The organism is Streptomyces sp. NPDC049837 (genome assembly GCF_040674455.1).
Lineage (GTDB): Bacteria > Actinomycetota > Actinomycetes > Streptomycetales > Streptomycetaceae > Streptomyces.
The window spans coordinates 199,353-218,900 of record NZ_JBFAMP010000013.1; the positions used below are offsets into that span (position 1 = coordinate 199,353).

The 19,548-nt window shown below is 72.2% G+C and carries 16 protein-coding genes; 10 read left to right on the forward strand and 6 right to left on the reverse strand.

The annotated features are described in order from the left end of the window. Positions 1–39: 39 nt before the first annotated feature. From AB0J57_RS29775 to AB0J57_RS29785, 3 genes are all read right to left on the reverse strand, one after another. Positions 40–1,722 (reverse strand): thiamine pyrophosphate-binding protein, encoded by a 1,683-nt coding sequence (locus AB0J57_RS29775; RefSeq protein WP_366131439.1) that lies wholly within the window; start codon positions 1,720–1,722, stop codon positions 40–42. A 67-nt stretch (positions 1,723–1,789) separates the two neighbouring features. Further along, positions 1,790–2,779, reverse strand: coding sequence for an agmatinase (speB, locus tag AB0J57_RS29780; RefSeq protein ID WP_366131440.1), 990 nt, complete (start codon positions 2,777–2,779; stop codon positions 1,790–1,792). 40 nt (positions 2,780–2,819) lie between these two features. Next, on the reverse strand, positions 2,820–4,289 hold the full coding sequence (locus tag AB0J57_RS29785) for a sodium:solute symporter (protein WP_366131441.1): 1,470 nt from the start codon (positions 4,287–4,289) through the stop codon (positions 2,820–2,822). 125 nt (positions 4,290–4,414) lie between these two features. On the opposite strand from AB0J57_RS29785, the gene AB0J57_RS29790 reads away from it, so the two are divergent. The 4 genes from AB0J57_RS29790 (at position 4,415) to AB0J57_RS29805 (ending at position 8,496) form a co-directional block, all read left to right on the forward strand. Next, positions 4,415–5,851 carry a PucR family transcriptional regulator ligand-binding domain-containing protein gene (locus AB0J57_RS29790; RefSeq protein WP_366131442.1) on the forward strand — a complete coding sequence of 479 codons (1,437 nt, stop codon included), beginning with the start codon at positions 4,415–4,417 and terminating at the stop codon, positions 5,849–5,851. A 96-nt stretch (positions 5,852–5,947) separates the two neighbouring features. Next, positions 5,948–7,105 (forward strand): acyl-CoA dehydrogenase family protein, encoded by a 1,158-nt coding sequence (locus AB0J57_RS29795; protein ID WP_366131443.1) that lies wholly within the window; start codon positions 5,948–5,950, stop codon positions 7,103–7,105. Positions 7,106–7,110: 5 nt separating this feature from the next. Then, positions 7,111–7,986, forward strand: a complete 876-nt coding sequence (gene tesB, locus AB0J57_RS29800; protein WP_366131444.1) for an acyl-CoA thioesterase II — start codon at positions 7,111–7,113, stop codon at positions 7,984–7,986. A gap of 15 nt (positions 7,987–8,001) precedes the next feature. Continuing rightward, positions 8,002–8,496 carry a hypothetical protein gene (locus tag AB0J57_RS29805; protein WP_366131445.1) on the forward strand — a complete coding sequence of 165 codons (495 nt, stop codon included), beginning with the start codon at positions 8,002–8,004 and terminating at the stop codon, positions 8,494–8,496. Here AB0J57_RS29805 and AB0J57_RS29810 read toward each other — a convergent pair. Continuing rightward, positions 8,448–9,215 carry a phosphatase gene (locus tag AB0J57_RS29810; RefSeq protein ID WP_366131446.1) on the reverse strand — a complete coding sequence of 256 codons (768 nt, stop codon included), beginning with the start codon at positions 9,213–9,215 and terminating at the stop codon, positions 8,448–8,450. The two genes, AB0J57_RS29805 and AB0J57_RS29810, sit on opposite strands and share 49 nt — an antisense overlap. A 68-nt stretch (positions 9,216–9,283) precedes the next feature. Next, on the reverse strand, positions 9,284–9,874 hold the full coding sequence (locus tag AB0J57_RS29815) for a TetR/AcrR family transcriptional regulator (protein ID WP_366131447.1): 591 nt from the start codon (positions 9,872–9,874) through the stop codon (positions 9,284–9,286). Positions 9,875–9,951: 77 nt separating this feature from the next. Here AB0J57_RS29815 and AB0J57_RS29820 point away from each other — a divergent pair, with 77 nt between their 5' ends. From AB0J57_RS29820 to AB0J57_RS29845, 6 genes are all read left to right on the forward strand, one after another. Continuing rightward, a complete protein-coding gene (locus AB0J57_RS29820; protein ID WP_366131473.1) occupies positions 9,952–11,568 on the forward strand; it encodes a carboxyl transferase domain-containing protein in 1,617 nt (538 codons plus the stop codon). A gap of 7 nt (positions 11,569–11,575) precedes the next feature. Further along, positions 11,576–13,519 (forward strand): acetyl/propionyl/methylcrotonyl-CoA carboxylase subunit alpha, encoded by a 1,944-nt coding sequence (locus tag AB0J57_RS29825; protein WP_366131448.1) that lies wholly within the window; start codon positions 11,576–11,578, stop codon positions 13,517–13,519. Next, a complete protein-coding gene (locus tag AB0J57_RS29830; protein WP_366131449.1) occupies positions 13,516–14,496 on the forward strand; it encodes a hydroxymethylglutaryl-CoA lyase in 981 nt (326 codons plus the stop codon). Before AB0J57_RS29825 ends, AB0J57_RS29830 begins: the two co-directional genes overlap by 4 nt. A gap of 3 nt (positions 14,497–14,499) precedes the next feature. Beyond that, positions 14,500–15,660, forward strand: coding sequence for an acyl-CoA dehydrogenase family protein (locus tag AB0J57_RS29835; RefSeq protein ID WP_366131450.1), 1,161 nt, complete (start codon positions 14,500–14,502; stop codon positions 15,658–15,660). A 155-nt stretch (positions 15,661–15,815) separates the two neighbouring features. Next, positions 15,816–16,862 carry an ABC transporter substrate-binding protein gene (locus AB0J57_RS29840; protein WP_366131451.1) on the forward strand — a complete coding sequence of 349 codons (1,047 nt, stop codon included), beginning with the start codon at positions 15,816–15,818 and terminating at the stop codon, positions 16,860–16,862. Between the two features lie 5 nt (positions 16,863–16,867). Next, complete coding sequence (locus AB0J57_RS29845; protein WP_366131452.1) at positions 16,868–17,740, forward strand: siderophore-interacting protein; 873 nt, start codon at positions 16,868–16,870, stop codon at positions 17,738–17,740. A gap of 63 nt (positions 17,741–17,803) precedes the next feature. Here the strand turns inward: AB0J57_RS29845 and AB0J57_RS29850 are convergent, their stop codons facing one another. Next, positions 17,804–19,435, reverse strand: a complete 1,632-nt coding sequence (locus AB0J57_RS29850) for a beta-N-acetylhexosaminidase (protein WP_366131453.1) — start codon at positions 19,433–19,435, stop codon at positions 17,804–17,806. Positions 19,436–19,548: the final 113 nt, after the last annotated feature.

A 19,548-nucleotide genomic window follows, 5' to 3' on the forward strand; every position in this document is an offset into this window, starting at 1 on the left:
ACGGGGCTCACCGGCCCGGTGAACCCCGTGCGGCTTACGTCACAGGTGGGTCGGCGCGAACATCTTCAGCAGGGCGGGCAGGACGACGACGGAAGGCCCGGACCGGGCAAGGGACTTCGCGAGGTCCTCGCGGAGGTCCTCCGGTGTGGTCCGTACGGCCGGGACGCCGAACGACTCGGCGAGCGCCACGAAGTCCGGGCGGGCCAGTTCGGTGCCGGTGGCCGCGCCGAAGGCGTCGGTCATGTACTCGCGGAGGATGCCGTATCCGCCGTCGTCGACGATCAGCCAGGTGACATTCAGTCCGTACTGCTTCGCCGTGGCCAGCTCGGCGATCGAGTACATGGCGCCGCCGTCGCCGGAGACGGCCAGTACCGGCCGGGTGGGGTCGGCCGCCGCCGCGCCGAGGGCGGCCGGGAAGCCGTAGCCGAGGCCGCCGGCGCCCTGCGCGGAGTGCATGGTGTTGGGGCGGCGGGCGTCGAAGGCGGACCAGGCCCAGTAGGCGAGGATCGTCATGTCCCAGAAGCTGGGCGCGTCGTCCGGGAGGGCGTCGCGCACGGCGGCGAGGACCTGCCGTTCCAGGGTGAGGTCCTGCCCGTCGATCCGGTCCCGTACCTGGTCCAGCACGGTACGGACGCGGTCGGCGGCGTGCTCGTCCGCCCTCGTGCCCACGGTTTCGAGGAGCGCGGACAGGGCGAGGCGGGCGTCGGCGTGGATGCCGAGGGCGGGGTGGTTGGACTCCAGCTTGCCGAGGTCGGCCTCGATCTGGATCACCCGGCCGCGCGGGGCGAAGGTGTGGTAGTTCGAGGACAGTTCGCCGAGTCCGGAGCCCACGACGAGGAGGACGTCCGCGTCCTCCAGGAAGTCGGTGGTGTGCCGGTCCTCCAGCCAGGACTGGAGGGACAGCGGGTGCTTCCACGGGAAGGCGCCCTTGCCGCCGAAGGTCGTCACCACCGGTGCCTGGAGGCGCTCGGCCAGGGCCAGCAGCTTGCCGGACGCGTCGGAGCGCACGACTCCGCCGCCCGCGATGATCGCGGGCCGCTCGGCGTTCGCGAGCAGGTGCGCGGCGAGCGCCGTCAGCTCGGGGCGGGGCGGGAGGTCCTCGGGGGTGGCGTCCATGGCGGTGACCACCGGCAGGGCGGTCCCGGCCAGCAGCACGTCCTGGGGGATCTCCACCCAGACCGGCCCGTGGGGCGCGGTCAGCGCTGACTCCCAGGCGGCGGCGATCGCGGACGGGATCTGCGACTGGGTACGCACGGTGTGCACGGACTTGACGATGTCGCGGAACGACGCCTGCTGGTCGCGCAGTTCGTGCAGGTAGCCGTGGCGCCCGCCGCCCAGCCCGGCGGCCGGGACCTGGCTGCCGATGGCGAGCACGGGCGCGCTGGCGGCGGCCGCCTCCTGGAGCGCGGCCAGCGACATCAGGGCGCCGGGGCCGGTGGACAGCAGCAGCGGGGCGGCCTCGCCGGTGATCCTGCCGTACGCGTCGGCGGCGAAACCCGCGTTGTTCTCGACGCGCAGGCCCACGTACCGGAGCTTCGAGCGGCGCAGCGCGTCGAACATGCCGAGCGCGTGCTGGCCGGGCAGCCCGAACACGGTGGTCGCCCCGAGCCCGGCCAGCGTCTCGACGACGAGGTCGCCGCCGGTGCGCCCCGGCGGGGGGTTCAGGGCGGCCTCGGTCTGCGCGGCGGTGGGCCGCAGCACCAGATCGTGGTCGTGGGTCACGTGGCGTCCTTTCGGTGGTGCGCCCGGGCGGGAACCGCCGGGCCGCCCCGCGACCCGGCGGATGAGGTTACTCCGCGGCGCCGGCGGTCCGCGCCGCCGCGATCTGGCGGGACATGATCGTCGTCAGCTCGTACGCCGTGTGGGAGGCGGCCACGGACGTGATCTCGGCGTGGTCGTACGCCGGGGCGACCTCGACGACATCGGCCGAGACCAGGTTGCAGGAGGCCAGGCCGCGCAGGATCTCCAGCAGCTCGCGGGAGGTCATGCCGCCCGCCTCGGGGGTGCCGGTGCCCGGGGCGTGGGCCGGGTCGAGGCAGTCGATGTCGATGGAGATGTACAGCGGCCGGTCGCCGATGCGCTGGCGGAGCTGGTCGGCGACCTCGTCGGCGCCGCGCCGGTAGACGTCGGCCGAGGTGACGATGCCGAAGCCCATCTTCTCGTCGTCGGTCAGGTCCTGCTTGCCGTACAGCGGGCCGCGCGTACCGACGTGGGAGAGGGCCTCGGTGTCGAGGATGCCCTCCTCGACGGCCCGGCGGAACGGCGTGCCGTGGGTGTACTCGGCGCCGAAGTAGGTGTCCCAGGTGTCGAGGTGGGCGTCGAAGTGGAGCAGCGCGACGGGGCCGTGCTTCTTGGCGACGGACCGCAGCAGGGGCAGCGCGATGGTGTGGTCGCCGCCCAGGGTCATCAGGCGGGCGCCGGTGCCGAGCAGCTCGTCGGCGGCGGCCTCCACGGTCTCGACGGCCTCGTTGATGTTGAACGGGTTCACGGCGATGTCGCCGCCGTCCGCGACCTGGGCCAGCGCGAAGGGCGAGGCGTCCTGCGCCGGGTTGTAGGGGCGCAGGAGGCGGGAGGCCTCACGGATGGCGTTGCCGCCGAAGCGGGCGCCGGGACGGTACGAGACGCCCGAGTCGAAGGGCACGCCGACGACGGCGACATCGGCGGTGCCGACCTCGTCGAGCCGCGGCAGCCGCGCGAACGTGGCGGGTCCGGCGTACCGCGGGATGCGGGACGAGTCGATGGGGCCGCGCGGGGTCACGCTCTCGTTGCTGCTGCTCATGTCCAAATGCCTTCTTTCAGTGACTTATCGACCTATAAGACTAACCGCGAGCCGGGACGGCCTCGGTCGTGTCGGTTTCGGGGGTGGCCTCGCGTCCCGCCAGGCGGGCCCGCCAGGCGGCGAGGACGGCCGCGTCGGTCGGCCTGGTGCACAGCGAGACGGCCACGTACGTCGCGAGCGAGGCCAGCAGGCCGTAGTAGATCGGCTGGTTGGCGAGGATGCCGTACACCGCCATCAGCCCGGTCACGGCGAGGCCGCCCACCACCACCGAGGCCAGCGCGCCGGCGGCGGTGCCGCGGCGCCAGAGCAGGCCGCCGAGGATCGGGACGAGCAGGCCGCCGACGAGGAGGTTGTACGCGACGGTCAGTGCCTCGACGACGTTGTTGAGGGCGATCGCGATGGCGATGACGGCCACGCCCATGATGAGGATGAAGGCGCGGTTGCCCTTGACCTCGTCCCGCTCCTCGCCGCCCGGCGTGACGGCACCTCGCAGCCGCGACCAGATGTCGTTGTTGGCCACGGTCGCGCAGGCGATCAGCGCGCCCGACGACGTCGACATGACGGCCGCGAGCGCCGCGGCGAGCACCAAGCCCCGTACGCCGATGGGCAGTTCATCCTTGACGATGGTCGCGAAGGCGTCGTCGGCGTTGGCCAGGTTCGGGTACATCACCTTGGCCGCCGTACCGATGACGGCGCCGGCGAGCGCGTACAGCAGGCAGTACGTACCGGCGACCGTGCCGCCCCAGCGGGCCACCTTGTCGTTGCGGGCGGTGAACACCCGCTGCCAGATGTCCTGGCCGATGAGCATGCCGAAGGTGTAGATCAGGACGTACGTGAAGATCGTCTCGCCGCCGATGCCGAGCGGCGCGAAGTAGTCGTCCGGCAGCCGCTCCCTCATCTCGGCGAAGCCGCCGGCCTTGACCACCGCGATCGGCAGGAGCAGGAGCAGCACACCTATCGTCTTCACCACGAACTGCACCATGTCGGTGAGCGTGATGGACCACATGCCGCCGAGGGTCGAGTACGCGACGACGATGGACCCGCCGAGCACGATCGCGAGCGTGCGGTTCAGGTCGAACAGGACGTCGAAGATCGTGGCGTACGCGATGGTCGAAGTGACCGCGAGCATCAGCGTGTACGCCCACATCACCACGCCCGAGATGACGCCGGCGCGGCCGCCGTAGCGGAGGTCGAGCATCTCGGAGACGGTGTAGACCTTCAGGCGGGCGATGCGCGCGGAGAAGAAGACGGAGAGGGCGAGCAGGCCCAGGCCGATGGTGAAGACCATCCAGGCGCCGGACAGGCCGTACGTGTAGCCGAGGCCCACGCCGCCGATGGTGGAGGCGCCGCCGAGGACGATCGCCGCCATGGTGCCGGAGTACATCCCCGGCCCGAGGCGCCGGCCGGCGACCAGGAACTCGGCCTTGGACTTGGCGCGGCGCATGCCCCACCAGCCCATCGCCAGCATGCCGGCCAGATAGACGACGATCAGCGTGTAGTCGACTGCCATGCGGGGCCCACTCTCCTTTGCCAATGGATGGCCGGGGCGTTCGTGGCACGACAGTAGGTGGCCGGAAAGCGACGCTGAAGTGTACGTTTCCTCCATTGCTCAGGTTTCGGATGGAGGAACCGTCCATGTCCGACGTGCAGCCAACCCCTCCGGGGCCCGCCATCCCCCTCACGGCCCTGCTCGCCCGCGAGGAGCTGGGGTTGCGGCTGATCGCCGGACCGGGCGAGGCCGGCATCCACTGGGTGCACACCTCGGAGATGGCCGACCCGTACCCGTACCTCCTGGGCGGCGAGCTGCTGATGACGGCGGGCGTGCAGCTCACCGACCCCGAGCGGTACGTCGCGCGGGTCGTCGCGGCGGGCGCGGCGGCGCTCGGCTTCGGGGTGGCGCCGGTCCACGACACGGTGCCGGAGGCGCTGGTCGCCGCCTGTGCCCGGCACGGGCTGCCGCTGCTGGAGGTGCCGCCGAGGACGCCGTTCACGGCCGTGGGGCGCGCGGTGTGGCGGCTGATGGCGGAGGCCCGCCACCGGGAGCTGCGCCGGGTGACCGAGGCCCAGCAGTCGCTCGCCACCGCCGCGGCGCGGCCCGCCCCGGTGCCGGCCGTGCTGCACGCGCTGGCGTCCCGGCTGGCGGGGCGGGCGGCGCTGTACGCGCCCGACGGCACGGAGTACGCGGCGGCGGGCCGCCCGGTGGAGCCGGAGGTCGCGGCGGCCCTGGCGCGCCTGGCCCAGGTGCCGCACACGGGCGGCCGCCCCGGTGAGGGTGCCGGCTCGGGCCCGGGCTCGCGCCCCGCCTCGGCGGCCGACACCGTGGGCGGCACCCACCTCGCCGCGTACGCCCTCGGGGGCGGCCAGGGCCTCACGCTGGGCCTCGCCTCGGAGCGCCGGGAGCCGGGCGACCACACGATCGCGGGCGTCGCGGTGGTCCTCCTGTCGCTGCTCACCGCCCCGCACCAGGGCACCGACGAGGCCACGCGCTCCAGCGCCCTGGTCCGCCTCCTGCTGGGCGCCGCCCCCGCCGACGTCGCCCCGCTGCTGGGCGGGGCCCCGTGGACCGTGGTGCACGCGCGCGGGGAGGGCCCGCCGCCACCGCTGGGCACGCCGCTGGTGGACGACCGGGACGGCGGCACCGTACGGGCGCTCCTGCCCGCCGGCCGGGACGTCGCCCCGCACCCGGGCTGGACCCTCGGGGTCAGCGCCCCGGTGGAGGCCTCGGAGCTGGGCGCGGCCGACCTCCAGGCGGCCCGTGCCCTGCGCCGCGCCCAGGCCGCGCACACCCCGCTGGCCCGGCACCGCTCCGGCGGGATCGGCACCCTGCTGGACCCCGACGAGGCGGCCGCGTACGCCCGTACCCTGCTCGCGCCGCTGTCGGAGCCCCTGCCGGAGACCTTGCGCGTGTGGCTGTCCCTGCACGGCAACTGGGACCGCACGGCCACGGCGCTGGGCGTCCACCGCAACACGGTCCGGCAGCGGATCGCCCGGTGCGCGGCGCTGCTGTCCATGGACCTGGACGACGCCGAGGTCCGCATGGAGCTGTGGTTCGCGCTGCGCTGGTCACCGTGATGGTTGTGACATGAACGACCCTGGACAGCTTCGGTGACTGCCCGGTAACTTCGGTATGAGCAAGCGCTTAGCCACAACGTAGCCAAGGAGGCGTCCGTGCGCCGTACCGTATTCAACGAGGACCACGAGGCGTTCCGGGAGACCATCCGCGCCTTCATCGAGGCCGAGGTCGTCCCGGTCTACGACGAGTGGTTCGCTGCGGGCCAGGCGCCGCGCGACTTCTACTACAAGCTCGGCGAGCTGGGCGTCTTCGGCATCAACGTGCCCGAGGAGTTCGGCGGCGCGGGCCTGGACACGCACAAGTTCGAGGCCGTCCTGTACGAGGAGACCTCCCGCGCGGGCGTCCAGTTCGGCGGCTCCGGCGTGCACGTGCTGCTGGCCCTGCCGTACATCAAGATGCTCGCCACCGACGAGCAGAAGAAGCGCTACCTGCCGAACTTCGTCACCGGCGAGGAGATGTGGGCCCTGGCGATGACCGAGCCGGGCACCGGCTCCGACGTCGCGGGCATGAAGACCACCGCCAAGCTCTCCGAGGACGGCACGCACTACGTCCTCAACGGCGCCAAGACCTTCATCACCGGTGGCGTCCACGCCGACCGCGTGATCGTCTGCGCCCGTACGTCCGCCCCCTCCGCCGAGGACCGCCGCTTCGGCATCTCCCTCTTCGCGGTGGACACCAAGTCCGAGGGCTACTCCATCGGCCGCAAGCTCGACAAGCTGGGCCTGAAGACCTCCGACACGGCCGAGCTGGCCTTCGTCGACGTCAAGGTCCCGGTCGAGGACCTGCTCGGCGAGGAGGGCAAGGGCTTCTACTACCTCGGCCACAACCTGGCCTCCGAGCGCTGGGGCATCGCCTTCGGCGCGTACGCCCAGGCCAAGGCCGCGATCCGGTTCGCGCAGCAGTACGTGACCGAGCGCACCGTCTTCGGCAAGCCGGTCGCCCACTTCCAGAACACCAAGTTCGAGCTGGCCGCCTGCCAGGCCGAGGTGGACGCCGCCGAGGCCGTCGCCGACCGCGCCCTGGAGGCCCTGGACGCGGGCGAGCTGACGCCGGCCGAGGCCGCCAGCGCCAAGCTCTTCTGCACCGAGGTCGCCCACCGCGTCATCGACCGCTGCCTCCAGCTCCACGGCGGCTACGGCTACATGAACGAGTACCCCATCGCCCGCCTGTACGCGGACAACCGCGTCAACCGCATCTACGGCGGCACCAGCGAGATCATGAAGTCCATCATCGCCAAGTCGATGGGCCTGTAGTCCCGGTGACGGAAGCGCTCGACGACCTGCTCGATCTGCTCGACCTGGAGCGGATCGAGCAGGACATCTTCCGGGGCGAGTCGCGCTCGGCGATCGTCCCGCGCGTCTTCGGCGGCCAGGTCGCGGCCCAGGCCCTCGTCGCGGCCGGCCGCACCGTCCCCGAGGACCGGCTCGCCCACTCCCTGCACGCGTACTTCCTGCGCGCCGGGGACCCGGGCGCGCCGATCGTCTACACCGTGGACCGCATCCGCGACGGCCGCTCGTTCACCACCCGGCGGGTCGTCGCCGTCCAGCACGGGCAGCCGATCTTCCACCTGTCGGCGTCGTTCCAGACGTACGAGGACGGCCTGGAGCACCAGGCGGAGATGCCGCCCGCGCCCGACCCGGACACGCTGCCGACGGCCGCCGAGATCCTCCCCCGGTACGCGGACCGGTTCGTCCACCCGGACACCGTGGACCGCCTCCTGGAGGCCCGGGCGGCGGTCGACCTGCGGTACGTCGAGGAGCCCCCGTACGGGACGGCGGGCGTGCGGCGCGAGCCGCGCTCCCAGGTGTGGTTCCGCACGAACGGCAAGCTCGCGGACGACCCGCTGCTGCACGTGTGCCTGGCGACGTACGTCTCCGACATGACGCTGCTCGACTCGGTGCTCCTCGCCCACGGGCGGGGCGGCTGGGCGGTCGGTGACGTGGTGGGCGCGTCCCTGGACCACGCCATGTGGTTCCACCGCCCCTTCCGGGCGGACGAGTGGCTCCTGTACGACCAGGAGTCCCCGTCGGCCTCCGGGGGCCGGGGCCTGGGCCAGGCCCGCATCTACACCCAGGACGGGCGGCTCGCCATCTCGGTGATCCAGGAGGGTGTGGTGCGCGTCCCGCGCGGGTGAGGTTTCCTAGGCGTCATGGAAACTCTGACGGGGGGAACGGCCCTGGCGCTGGCGGGAGTTGCGCTCGGCACGCTGGGCACGCTCATAGGCCAGCACCTGGCGACGCGGGTCGAGAACCGGCGCCACCAGTGGGAGCGGGCCGCCACCGAACGCGCGGAGCGGAAGGCGGCCATCATGGACTTCCTCGGCTCCGCACAGCGGATCGAGCTGGTCCTCGACAGCAGGAACCTCGGGCTGTCGGACGCGTGCGGCACCGACGAGGAGGCGCTGCACGACCTCTGGCTGGCGACCAAGGCCGTCGAACTGGTCTGCGCGAACGAGACCGCCGAGGCCGCCCGGGACTACGCCGGGGCGCTCCACGCACGCGTGCGCGGCGGCACCGCGAGCGCGGCACGGCCCGCCAAGCGGGAGCGGCGGGCCGCTTTCATGGAGGCCGCGCGGCACGAGCTGAGCGGCCCGGGTCAGAGGAGCCCGGCCGCGTCCAGGAGGTACTCCGTCATCGGCTCGTAGAAGCGCGGGTCCACCACGTGGTCGTCCAGCGGGATCGTGACCTGCATGGTGCCCTCGGCCTCGCCGATGAACAGGGCGGGGTCGTTGCAGTCGGCGTACCCGACCGAGTCGATCCCGCGCTGCCCCGCGCGGCCCGCCCACCCGTGGTCGGCGACGACCAGGTCGGGCTGCACGTCCAGGTGGTCCAGGATCGCGTTCATCGGCTCCGGCGAATGGGTGTGCCAAAGGCTCGCGCCGCGCTCGAAGACGGCGACGTCGGCGAACTGCACGACGTACCCCTCGTCCGCGATCAGCCCGCCCGGGATCCGCACGATGTCGCACCCGGCGCCGCGCAGGGCGGCGGCGGTTCTGCTGTGCACGTCCAGCAGCGCCCCCGGGTGCCCGGTCGCGAACAGCACCCGCTGCTTGCCCGCCGCGGCCTTCCGCAACCGCGCGGCCGCCCGCTCCAGCGCGTCGGCGGTCAGCTCCGGGTCGATGGTGTCCTGCCCGGCCCGGTGCGACGGGTCGTCGTTCACCCCGCACCGCTCCGCCATCACGGCGAGCACGTCCTGCTCGTCCGTCCACCGGTCCCCCAGCTCCAGACCGAGCCAGTAGTGGCGGTCGCCGTTCGCCAGTTTGCGGTAGTGGGAGAGGTTGTTGTCGCGCGGCGTGGCGACGTCTCCGGCGATACGGGTACGGACGAGGTGCTCGACGAGGGCGGCACGGCTGGGTATCGGCATGGCCCCATTGTGCCGCCCCAGCACGGTGGGTGGCGGGGCGGTTCCGCCCCGTGGACGTGTCGCGCGCCTCAGGCGCCCGACGAGTCCCCCAGCGAGCCGAACGCGCCGTGGGCCAGGCGGCGCAGCAGTTCCTCCATGGCCGTGCGGCCGAGGAGGCCGATGTGGGGGGTGGAGTTGAGCAGGCCGAAGACGGCGTGGACGGTGGCCCGGGCCTCCGCTTCGGGGGGTGCCGGGTAGAGCTCGCGGACCACGGCGACCCAGAGCTCGACGTACTGCCGCTGGAGCTGGCGGACCCTCTTTCGGTCGGTCTCCCGGAGGCGGTCCAGCTCGCGGTCGTGCAGGGTGATCAGGGGGCGGTCGTCGAGCGCGAAGTCGATGTGCCCGTCGATGAGCGAGCCGAGCAGCGCCTCGGGGTCGCCCGCCGCCTCCTGTACGCGTCGCCGGCCGCCGTCGAGGAGCCGCTCGCTGATGCCGACCAGCAGCTCGGCCAGCATGGCGTCCTTGCCGGGGAAGTGCCGGTAGAGGCCGGGGCCGCTGATGCCGACCGCGGCTCCTATCTCGTCGACGCCTACGCCGTGGAAGCCGCGCTCGGCGAAGAGGCGGGCGGCCTCCTTGAGGATCTGCTCACGGCGCGTCGGGGCGTCGGTCCTGGTGCTCATGGGATTGATTCTAGACAAGGCGGTTAGCGGTCGTTAACCTGATGGACATACGTTAACGGTCATTAACTGGGGGCATGATGCAGCAGGCGCCCGTGCTGACCAGCACGGCAGATCCGGCTTCCGCCGCCTGGCAGGCCAATGAGGCGGCGCACCACGAGCTGGCCGACGGGCTGCGCGCCCGGCTGGCCGCCGCCCGCCTCGGGGGCGGTGAGAAGGCCCGCGCCCGGCACACCGCGCGCGGCAAGCTGCTGCCGCGCGACCGCGTGGACACCCTGCTCGATCCCGGGTCGCCGTTCCTGGAGCTGGCGCCCCTCGCGGCGAACGGGATGTACGACGACCAGGCGCCCGCCGCCGGGGTGATCGCCGGTATCGGCCGGGTGAGCGGCCGCGAGGTCGTCGTCGTGGCGAACGACGCCACGGTCAAGGGCGGCACGTACTACCCGATGACGGTCAAGAAGCACCTGCGGGCGCAGGAGGTGGCCCTGGAGAACCGCCTCCCGTGCGTGTACCTGGTGGACTCGGGCGGTGCGTTCCTGCCCAAGCAGGACGAGGTCTTCCCCGACCGGGAGCACTTCGGGCGGATTTTCTACAACCAGGCCCGGATGTCGGGCGCCGGCATCCCGCAGATCGCCGCGGTGCTGGGCTCCTGCACGGCGGGCGGGGCCTATGTGCCCGCCATGAGCGACGAGGCCGTGATCGTACGGAACCAGGGCACGATCTTCCTGGGCGGCCCGCCGCTGGTGAAGGCGGCGACCGGCGAGGTCGTCACGGCCGAGGAGCTGGGCGGCGGCGAGGTCCACTCCCGCACCTCCGGGGTCACCGACCACCTCGCCGAGGACGACGCCCACGCCCTCCGTATCGTGCGGAACATCGTCTCGACGCTGCCCGCGCGCGGCCCGCTGCCCTGGTCGGTGGAGCCCGCCGAGGAGCCCAAGGTCGACCCGGCGGGGCTGTACGGCGCGGTGCCGGTCGACTCGCGCACCCCCTACGACGCGCGGGAGATCATCGCCCGGATCGTGGACGGCTCGCGGTTCCAGGAGTTCAAGTCCGAGTTCGGGCAGACCCTGGTCACCGGCTTCGCCCGGATCCACGGCCACCCGGTCGGCATCGTCGCCAACAACGGCATCCTGTTCGCCGAGTCCGCCCAGAAGGGCGCCCACTTCATCGAGCTGTGCGACCAGCGGGGCATCCCGCTCCTCTTCCTCCAGAACATCTCCGGCTTCATGGTCGGCCGGGACTACGAGGCGGGCGGCATCGCCAAGCACGGCGCCAAGATGGTCACCGCCGTCGCCTGCACGCGCGTGCCCAAGCTGACGGTCGTCGTCGGCGGTTCGTACGGCGCGGGGAACTACTCGATGTGCGGCCGGGCGTACAGCCCCCGCTTCCTGTGGATGTGGCCCAACGCCAAGATCTCCGTCATGGGCGGCGAGCAGGCCGCCTCCGTCCTCGCCACCGTCAAGCGCGACCAGATCGAGGGGCGCGGAGAGTCCTGGTCCGCCGAGGACGAGGAGGCGTTCAAGGACCCGATCCGCGCCCAGTACGAGCAGCAGGGCAACGCCTACTACGCCACGGCCCGGCTCTGGGACGACGGCGTCATCGACCCCCTGGAGACCCGCCAGGTACTGGGTCTGGCCCTGACCGCCTGCGCCAACGCCCCGCTGGGAGACCCCCAGTTCGGCGTCTTCCGGATGTGAGGGACTGATGTTCACGACTGTTCTTGTCGCCAACCGGGGCGAGATCGCGGTCCGCGTCATCCGCACGCTGCGGGCCCTCGGCATCCGCTCGGTCGCCGTCTTCAGCGACGCGGACGCCGACGCCCGGCACGTGAGGGAGGCGGACACGGCGGTACGGATCGGTCCGCCGGCCGCCGCCGAGAGCTACCTGCGGGTGGACCGGCTGCTGGAGGCGGCCGCGCGGACCGGCGCCGAGGCCGTCCATCCCGGGTACGGCTTCCTGGCGGAGAACGCGACCTTCGCGCAGGCGTGCGAGGACGCCGGACTGGTCTTCATCGGACCGCCGGCGTCCGCGATCGCCCTGATGGGCGACAAGATCCGCGCCAAGGAGACCGTGAAGGCCGCCGGCGTGCCGGTGGTGCCCGGCTCCTCGGGGAGCGGGCTGAGCGACGACGAACTGGCGGCGGCCGCCCGTGAGATCGGTATGCCGGTGCTGCTGAAGCCCTCGGCGGGCGGCGGCGGCAAGGGCATGCGCCTCACGCGCGTGGAGTCGGCCCTGCTGGACGAGATCGCGGCGGCCCGGCGCGAGGCGCGGGCGTCGTTCGGCGACGACACGCTCCTCGTCGAGCGGTGGATCGACCGGCCCCGGCACATCGAGATCCAGGTGCTGGCGGACGGTCACGGCAACGTCGTCCACCTCGGCGAGCGCGAGTGCTCGCTCCAGCGCCGCCACCAGAAGATCATCGAGGAGGCCCCCTCCGTCCTGCTGGACGAGAAGACCCGCGCGGCGATGGGCGAGGCGGCCGTCCAGGCGGCCCGCTCGTGCGGCTACCGGGGCGCGGGGACGGTGGAGTTCATCGTCCCGGGCGGCGACCCGTCCGCCTACTACTTCATGGAGATGAACACCCGGCTCCAGGTCGAGCACCCGGTCACCGAGCTGATCACGGGCGTGGACCTGGTCGAATGGCAGTTGCGGGTGGCCGCCGGGGAGCCGCTCGGGTTCACCCAGGACGACATCACGCTGACGGGCCACGCCATCGAGGCCCGTATCTGCGCCGAGGACCCCTCCCGGGGCTTCCTCCCGTCGGGCGGCACGGTGCTGGCGCTGAACGAGCCGCAGGGCGAAGGGGTACGGACCGACTCGGGCCTCAGCGAGGGCACCGAGGTCTCCAGCCTGTACGACCCGATGCTGGCGAAGGTCATCGTCCACGCACCCGACCGCCCGACCGCGCTGCGCAAGCTCCGGGCGGCCCTCGCGGACACCGTCACCCTCGGCGTCCCGACCAACGCGGGTTTCCTCCGCCGCCTCCTCGCCCATCCGGACGTCGTCACGGGCGACCTGGACACGGGCCTGGTGGAGCGGGACGTGGACGGGCTGGTCCCTCAGGGCGTGCCGGAGGAGGTGTACGAAGCGGCCGCGGCGGTACGGGAGGCCGAGCTTCGGCCCCGGCCGGACGCCTCCGGCTGGACCGACCCGTTCTCGGTACCCAGCGGCTGGCGGCTCGGCGGGGAGCCCGTACCGGTCACGCACTGGCTGCGCGTACCGGGACTCGACCCCGTCGCGCACCGGACGCGGGGCCACGCGCGCGTGACCGACGACCGGGTCACCGTCACCGTGGACGGCCTCACCCACACCTTCCACCGGGCCGGGACGTGGCTCGGCCGGGACGGGGACAGTTGGAACGTCCTGGACCACGACCCCGTGGAGGCGTCGCTCAGCCGGACCGCCCACGCGGGGGCCGATTCGCTCACCGCGCCCATGCCGGGCACGGTCACCGTCGTGAAGGTGGCCGTCGGGGACGAGGTGACGGCCGGGCAGGGACTGGTGGTCGTCGAGGCGATGAAGATGGAGCACGTCATCTCCGCCCCGCACGACGGCACCGTCGCCGAGCTGGACGTCACCCCCGGCACCACCGTCGCCATGGACCAGGTGCTGGCCGTGGTGATTCCCAAGGAGGAGGCGGAGGCATGACCACCGGAACCACCGGAACCACCGGCCCCAGCGGACTTCCCATGGCCTTCCCCGCGGACGGCCTGCCCGCGCGCGTGCGCATCCACGAGGTCGGCGCGCGCGACGGCCTCCAGAACGAGCAGGGCGTCGTCCCCACCGAGGTGAAGGCCGAGTTCATCCGGCGCCTCGCGGACGCCGGGCTGTCCACCATCGAGGCGACCAGTTTCGTCCACCCCAAGTGGGTGCCCCAGCTCGCCGACGCCGAGCGGCTCTTCCCGCTCGTCAGGGATCTCGAAGGCGTACGCCTGCCCGTCCTCGTGCCGAACGAGCGGGGGCTGGACCGGGCGCTTGCGCTCGGGGCGCGTGAGGTGGCCGTCTTCGCGAGCGCCACCGAGTCGTTCGCCAAGGCCAACCTGAACCGCACGGTCGACGAGGCGCTCGCCATGTTCGCCCCGGTCGTCACCCGCGCCATCGAGCACGGCCTCACGGTGCGCGGCTACCTGTCCATGTGCTTCGGCGACCCCTGGGAAGGCCCCGTCCCGGTCGACCAGGTCGTCGCCGTGTGCCGGCGGCTGAAGGACATGGGCTGCGACGAGCTGAGCCTGGGCGACACCATCGGCGTGGCCACCCCTGGCCACGTACAGCGGCTCCTCACCGCGCTGAACGAGGCGGGCATCGCGACGGACGCGCTGGCCGTGCACTTCCACGACACCTACGGCCAGGCGCTCGCCAACACCCTCGCCGCCCTCCAGCACGGCGTCACCACGGTCGACGCCTCCGCCGGTGGCCTCGGCGGCTGCCCGTACGCCAAGTCCGCCACCGGCAACCTCGCCACCGAAGACCTCGTGTGGATGCTCCACGGCCTCGGCATCGACACCGGGGTCGACCTCGGCCGGCTCACCGCCACGAGCGTGTGGCTGGCCGGACAACTGGGCCGTCCCAGCCCGTCCCGCACCGTCCGCGCCCTCGGCGGCGCGGCCTCCCACAAGGAGTCCTGAGTCATGTCCCTGGACCACCGGCTCTCACCGGAGCACGAGGAACTGCGCCGTACCGTCGAGGAGTTCGCCCACGAGGTCGTCGCCCCGAAGATCGGGGACTTCTACGAGCGCCATGAGTTCCCGTACGAAATCGTCCGCGAGATGGGGCAGATGGGCCTGTTCGGCCTGCCCTTCCCGGAGGAGTACGGCGGCATGGGCGGCGACTACCTCGCCCTCGGCATCGCCCTGGAGGAGCTGGCCCGGGTGGACTCGTCCGTGGCCATCACCCTGGAGGCGGGCGTCTCGCTCGGCGCGATGCCGGTCTACCGCTTCGGCACCGAGGAGCAGAAGCAGAAGTGGCTGCCGCGCATGTGCAGCGGGGAGATCCTGGGCGCGTTCGGGCTGACCGAGCCGGGCGCGGGCTCGGACGCGGGCGGCACCCGCACCACGGCCGTGCGGGACGGCGACGAGTGGGTCATCAACGGCTCGAAGTGCTTCATCACCAATTCCGGTACGGACATCACGGGCCTGGTCACGGTCACCGCCGTCACCGGCCGCACCCCTGAGGGCAAGCCGCTGATCTCCTCGATCATCGTCCCGTCCGGCACCCCCGGTTTCACGGTCGCGGCGCCCTACTCCAAGGTCGGCTGGAACGCCTCGGACACCCGTGAGCTGTCCTTCTCCGACGTCCGCGTCCCGGTGTCGAACCTGCTGGGCGAGGAGGGGCGTGGGTACGCCCAGTTCCTGCGCATCCTCGACGAGGGCCGGATCGCCATCTCGGCGCTGGCGACGGGCCTGGCGCAGGGGTGCGTGGACGAGTCGGTGAAGTACGCCAAGGAGCGGCACGCCTTCGGGCGGCCCATCGGCGACAACCAGGCCATCCAGTTCAAGATCGCCGACATGGAGATGCGGGCGCACATGGCCCGGATCGGCTGGCGTGACGCGGCGTCCCGCCTGGTGAGCGGTGAGCCGTTCAAGAAGGAAGCGGCGCTGGCGAAGCTGTACTCGTCGACGGTCGCCGTCGACAACGCCCGCGAGGCCACCCAGATCCACGGCGGCTACGGCTTCATGAACGAGTATCCGGTGGCCCGGATGTGGCGCGACTCCAAGATCCTGGAGATCGGCGAGGGCACGAGTGAGGTCCAGCGCATGCTGATCGCACGGGAGTTGGGCCTGTCGGCCTGAGCTCCGGCGTACGTCGCGGCCGCCGTCACCCGCAGACGGCGGCCGGCCGTGCTCCATCGCACACCGGGGCACCCTCTGGACAGCTCGTGAGGTTAGGCTAACCTACCTTCGACCTCGACCAGTGGCCGAATGCGGCCGTACGAAAGCGACTCGCCATGCCCAGCAACGCCCGAGCCACCCACCTCACCCGTCGCGGTCTGCTCGCTGCGGGCGGCGCCCTCGGGCTCGGTGCCGCGCTCGTGGCGTGCGGCGACGGAGGCAAGGACAGCAAGGGCTCGTCCCCGGCAGGCGAGAAGTCCGGCCCGTGGAAGTTCACCGACGACCGCGGCAAGAACGTCGAGCTGAAGTCCACCCCGAAGAACATCGTCGCCTTCATCGGCACCGCGGCCGCCCTCCACGACTACGGCATCGAGGTCAAGGGCGTTTTCGGCCCGACGACCGTCAAGGACCCGAAGACCGGCAAGGAAAAGGCCGACATCCAGGCCGGTGACCTCGACGTCACGAAGGTGAAGAACCTCGGCAACGTCTGGGGCACCTTCAACATCGAGGAGTACCTGAAGCTGGAGCCCGAGCTGCTGGTCTCGGCGATGTGGGACAAGGACGTGCTGTGGTACCTGCCGCCGCAGTCCCACGACAAGATCGTAAAGCTGGCGCCGACCGTCGCGCTGTGGGCCGCCAACACCACGATGCCCAAGGCCCTGGAGCGCCACGCCCAGCTCGCCGAGTCGCTGGGCGCGGACCTGAAGGACAAGAAGACGGTCGACGCCAAGGCCCGCTTCGAGAAGGCCGCCGCGCGACTGCGCGCCGCCGCGAAGGCCCGGCCCGAGATCCGCGTCATGATCGGCTCGGCCAGCGCCGAGCTGTTCTACGTCTCGCTCGCCAAGATGTCCGCGGACACCGCGTACTTCGAGGAACTGGGCGTGAAGTTCGTGCGGCCGAAGGTGAACGCCCAGGGCTACTTCGAGGAGCTGAGCTGGGAGAACCTCGACAAGTACCCGGCCGACATCATCATGATGGACAACCGCAGCCAGGCCATCCAGCCCGCTGACCTGAAGTCCAAGCCGACCTGGACGCAGTTGCCCGCCGTCAAGGCCGGTCAGGTCATCCCGCGCTTCACGGAGCCGATCTACTCGTACGACAAGTGCGCCGTCCTCCTGGAGGACCTGGCCAAGGCGATCGAGAACGCCAAGAAGGTGGCCTGAGCCGCATGTTCGGTTTCTTCCCCCTGAGGGTGGTGCGGACCCGGCGGCTCGGCCCGTCGATGGTGCGCGTCACCTTCACCGGGGCGACCGGGACGACCGGGACGACCGGGGCGCCCGGGGCGACCGGTGAGGAACTGAAGGACTTCGCCTCCGGAGGCCGCGACCAGAGCCTGTCGCTCTTCCTGCCGCACCCGGGCCAGCCGGAGCCGGTCATGCCGCCCCTGGAGGACGGCGACCTGTACGGCGCGCTCGGCGCGTGGCGGGCCATGCCCGACGACGTACGGGCGGTGATGCGCTCGTACACCGTGCGCGAGCAGCGCCAGGACCCGGACGAGGTCGACATCGACTTCGCCCTCCACGAGGACGGTGGCCCGGCGTGCCGCTGGGCGGCGCAAGCCTCGGAGGGCGACCGCGTGGTCGTCCTCGGCCCGACCGTCGCCGACAACACCGGTGTGCGTTTCCGGTTGCCGGAGGACGCGGACGAGGTGCTGATCTGGGCCGACGAGACGGCGCTGCCCGCCGCCTCGTCGATCCTGGAGTCGCTGCCCGCCGGGACGCGGGCGCGGGTGTGGCTCGAAGTCCCGTACGCCGCCGACCGCCTGGAGCTGCGGACGGAGGCGGACGCGACCGTCACCTGGCTGGTACGGGAGGAGGGCGCACCCGCCGCGGTCGACGCCGTACGCGCCGCCGGACTGTCGGGCACGGCTCCGTACGCCTGGATCGCGGGCGAGGCCGGTTCGGTCAAGGCACTGCGACGCCACCTGGTGGGCGAGCGCGGCATCGACCGCCGGCGCGTGACGTTCGTCGGCTACTGGCGCAAGGGCCTGAGCGAGGACGCCCTGCGCGAGACCCCTGACACGTCGGAGCAGGACGCCTGACTCCGGCGGCCGGCGCCCGGGTACGGTCCCCGGGCGCCGGCTCCTTTCCAGCCGGCTCTGTCCTTACTCCGTCCTCCACGGCACCTGCGGCGACCGGTAGAAGTCGACGCCCAGTGCCTCCAGGCGCGGCCCCTGCCCCGCGAGCCGCTGCTTGTACGCCTCCCAGTCGTGCGAGGCGGCCGGGGACCAGCCCAGCTCGGCGGCGCCGAGCAGCCTGGGGAACGCCATGTGGTCGATGTGCGCGTTCGACGAGACGGTCTCCGTCCACAGCGGCGCCTCGACACCGGCGACGGCCGAGGCGGGCGCGCCCGGGAGGTAGGTCGCCGGGTCCCAGTCGTACGAGCGCCGGACCTCGACGTAACCGGCCCAGGACAGGCCGAGCGGGGTGTCCTTGGTGTACTTCATGTCGAGGTAGATCCGGTCGGCGGGCGACAGGATCAGCCCGGTGCCGTTCTGCGCGGCCCGCGCCACCTGGGCCTTCTCGGCGTCGCTGGTGCGGTCCAGGCCCCAGTACTGGGCGAGGGCGCCCTTGGCGGGGGTCGCGCCGGTGAGCTGGTGCCAGCCGATGACGGTCTTGCCGTACTTCGCCACGACGGGCTGGACCTTGTCCATGAAGGTGACGTAGTCCTCGTGGCTGGTGGAGTGCGCCTCGTCGCCGCCGATGTGGATGTACCGGCCGGGGGTGAGCGCGGCGAGCTCGCGGATGACGTCGTCGACGAAGTCGTACGTGATGTCCTTGCCCACGCACAGGCTGCTGAAGCCGACGGCCGTGCCCGTGTAGAGGGGCGGGGCGACGCCGTCGCAGTTCAGCTCGGCGTACGAGGCGAGGGCGGCGTTGGTGTGGCCGGGCATGTCGATCTCGGGCACGACCTCCAGGTGGCGGGAGGCGGCGTGGGCGACGATGTCCTTGTACTGGGCCTTGGTGTAGTAGCCGCCGGGCCCGCCGCCGACCTGGGTGGAGCCGCCGTAGGTGGCCAGGCGCGGCCAGGAGTCGATCGCGATGCGCCAGCCCTGGTCGTCGCTCAGGTGCAGGTGCAGCTTATTGATCTTGTAGAGCGCCATCCGGTCGATGTAGCGCTTGACCTGCTCGACGGTGAAGAAGTGCCGGGAGACGTCGAGCATCGCGCCCCGGTAGCCGTACCGGGGCGTGTCGGTGATGGTGCCGCCCGCGACCCGCCAGGGGCCGCTTTGGCGGGTGTCCTCCTCTATGGAGGCCGGCAACTGCTGGCGCAGCGTCTGGACGCCGTGGAACAGTCCGGCGGGCGTGCGGGCGGTGACGGTGACGCCCCGGCGCCCGGACTCCAGCCGGTAACCCTCGTCGCCGAGCGCCGTCTCACGGCCGCTGAGCCGCAGCCGGATGCCACCGGGCCCCTCGTCGTCGTCCACGACGGGCAGCGCGTACCCGGTGGACGGCCGCAGCACGTCCGCGAGGTACGCCCCGATCCGGCGCGCCTCGCGCGAGTCGTCGTCCACGTGGATTCGGGTGCGGGCGGTCAGGGTGTACGGGCTGCCACCGGGGCGTACGGAGGCGGGTACGGGCACGATGTCGCCGAGCGGCCGGGGGCCCGACGCGGCGGCGGCCCGGCCGGGCGCGGCACCACCGGGCGCGGCCCCGATGCCGGCGGCCCCGGCCGCCACGACGAGCAGCAGGGAGCCGAGGAGGCGGAGGCGGGGGAACGTTCTGTGCTGTCTCACGAGCTGGTCCCTTCGACGGGCCTCGCAACTGTGGTGCAGAGCAACCGAACGGTCACCATGCGTACCGTGCGCCCCAGGACGGGTCAAGGTGTAGACCACTTCCCGTCGCCTCC

What these genes read in the sequence shown, in the direction of transcription:
- AB0J57_RS29810 (WP_366131446.1), bottom strand. Translation starts at nt 9,215, where the DNA reads ATGCCGATACCCAGCCGTGCCGCCCTCGTCGAGCACCTCGTCCGTACC.
- speB (WP_366131440.1), bottom strand. Translation starts at nt 2,779, where the DNA reads ATGAGCAGCAGCAACGAGAGCGTGACCCCGCGCGGCCCCATCGACTCG.
- AB0J57_RS29790 (WP_366131442.1), top strand. Translation starts at nt 4,415, where the DNA reads ATGTCCGACGTGCAGCCAACCCCTCCGGGGCCCGCCATCCCCCTCACG.
- AB0J57_RS29825 (WP_366131448.1), top strand. Translation starts at nt 11,576, where the DNA reads ATGTTCACGACTGTTCTTGTCGCCAACCGGGGCGAGATCGCGGTCCGC.
- AB0J57_RS29805 (WP_366131445.1), top strand. Translation starts at nt 8,002, where the DNA reads ATGGAAACTCTGACGGGGGGAACGGCCCTGGCGCTGGCGGGAGTTGCG.
- AB0J57_RS29845 (WP_366131452.1), top strand. Translation starts at nt 16,868, where the DNA reads ATGTTCGGTTTCTTCCCCCTGAGGGTGGTGCGGACCCGGCGGCTCGGC.
- AB0J57_RS29785 (WP_366131441.1), bottom strand. Translation starts at nt 4,289, where the DNA reads ATGGCAGTCGACTACACGCTGATCGTCGTCTATCTGGCCGGCATGCTG.
- AB0J57_RS29830 (WP_366131449.1), top strand. Translation starts at nt 13,516, where the DNA reads ATGACCACCGGAACCACCGGAACCACCGGCCCCAGCGGACTTCCCATG.
- AB0J57_RS29820 (WP_366131473.1), top strand. Translation starts at nt 9,952, where the DNA reads ATGCAGCAGGCGCCCGTGCTGACCAGCACGGCAGATCCGGCTTCCGCC.
- AB0J57_RS29815 (WP_366131447.1), bottom strand. Translation starts at nt 9,874, where the DNA reads ATGAGCACCAGGACCGACGCCCCGACGCGCCGTGAGCAGATCCTCAAG.
- AB0J57_RS29835 (WP_366131450.1), top strand. Translation starts at nt 14,500, where the DNA reads ATGTCCCTGGACCACCGGCTCTCACCGGAGCACGAGGAACTGCGCCGT.
- AB0J57_RS29840 (WP_366131451.1), top strand. Translation starts at nt 15,816, where the DNA reads ATGCCCAGCAACGCCCGAGCCACCCACCTCACCCGTCGCGGTCTGCTC.